This window comes from Streptomyces sp. NPDC001634, from assembly GCF_040298185.1.
In the GTDB taxonomy this organism is placed as follows: Bacteria; Actinomycetota; Actinomycetes; order Streptomycetales; family Streptomycetaceae; genus Streptomyces.
The window spans coordinates 1-1,767 of sequence record NZ_JBEOZU010000220.1 but is presented as its reverse complement, the minus strand read 5'-3'; the positions used below and the strand labels follow the sequence as shown (position 1 = coordinate 1,767).

Sequence of the window (1,767 nt, the reverse complement as noted above, 5' to 3'; positions counted from 1 at the left end):
CCTGGGCGCTCGCCGCGACTGGACCCCCAGCGGCACCGTCCTCGTCACCGGCGGCACCGGCGCCCTCGGCCGCCAGGTCGCGCGCAGACTCGCCCGACAGGGCGCCCCCGGCCTCCTCCTGGTCAGCCGCACCGGCCCCGACGCCCCCGGCGCCGCCGAACTCCGCGCCGAACTCACCGAACTCGGCGCAGAACACGTCGAGATCGCCGCCTGCGACATCGCCGACCGCGACCAGCTCGCCGCCCTGCTGGCCACCGTCCCCGCCGAACGGCCGCTGACCGCCGTCTTCCACACCGCCGCCGTTCTGCGCGACGGCGTCATCACGACCCTCACCCCCGACCGGCTCGCCGAGGTCCTGCGCGTCAAGGTCGGCGGCGCCCGCAACCTCGACGCCCTCACCGCCGGCCTCGACCTGTCCGCGTTCGTCCTCTTCTCCTCCACCGCCGGTACGATCGGCGCCCCCGGCCACGCCAACTACGCCCCCGGCAACGCGCTCCTCGACGCCCTCGCCCAGCAGCGCCGCGCCCGCGGCCTGCCCGCCACCGCCGTCGCCTGGGGCCCCTGGGCCGACGGCGGCATGGCCGAGGGATCGGTCGGCGAACGCCTCCAGCGGCACGGTGTGCGCCCCATGAACCCCGAGCTCGCCCTCGGCGCCCTCCAGCAGGCCCTCGACCACGACGACACCACCCTCGCCGTCACCGACATCGACTGGGACCTGTTCGCCCACGCCTACACCACGGCCCGCCCCCGTCCCTTCCTCGACGACCTGCCCGACGCCCGGCGCGCCCTGACCGCCCGCCGCCCGGCGCACCACGACGCGCAGCACCCCGCCGACGCCGACACCCCCGACACCGGCGACCTCACCCGGCAACTCGCCGCCCTCGCCGAGCCCGAGCAGCGCGCCGCCTTCGAGGAACTCGTCCGCGCCCACGTCGCCGTCGTCCTCAACCACACCGGCCCGCAGGACGTCGAACCCACCCGCTCCTTCCGCGAGCTCGGCTTCGACTCCCTCACCGCCGTGGAACTGCGTAACGCGCTCAGCGGCGCCCTCGGCCGCCCCCTGCCCGCCACCCTCGTCTTCGACTACCCCACCCCGACCGTCCTCGCCGAACACCTTCGCGCCGCTCTGGCCCCGGCTGCCGCCGACACCCCGGCCATCACGCTCCCCGCGCCGCGCGCCACCGACGACGATCCGATCGTCATCACCGCGATGAGCTGCCGCTTCCCCGGCGGGGCGAACACCCCCGAGGAGTTCTGGCAGTTGCTCGCCGACGGTACGGACGCCATCACCGAATGGCCCGACGACCGCGGCTGGGACATCGACGCCCTCTACGACCCCGAACCGGGCGTGCCCGGGCGTGCCAGCACCCGCGGCGGCGGATTCCTCGACCGTGTCGCCGACTTCGACCCCGGGTTCTTCGGGATCTCGCCGCGTGAGGCGCTGGCGATGGACCCGCAGCAGCGGCTGTTGCTGGAGCTGGCGTGGGAGGCGTTCGAGCGGGCCGGTATCGACCCGACCACCCTGCGCGGCTCCCGCACCGGCGTCTTCGCCGGCACCAACTACCAGGACTACGCCTCCCGTCCGCTCGACCCTGCGACGGCCGAAGAGGTCGCGGGCCACCTCGGCACGGGCAACTCCGCGAGCGTCATGTCGGGCCGTATGTCGTACGTGCTGGGCCTGGAGGGCCCGGCGGTGACGGTGGACACGGCATGCTCGTCCGCGCTGGTGGCCCTGCATCTTGCGGTGCAGGCGTTGCGGGCGGGGGA

Annotated in this window: 1 protein-coding gene; it reads left to right on the top strand. The window is 75.0% G+C overall.

The window, feature by feature from the left end; all coding sequences use genetic code 11:
• The coding region (locus tag ABT186_RS47645) for a type I polyketide synthase (protein ID WP_351930682.1) at positions 1–1,767 on the top strand (1,767 nt) is incomplete at both ends.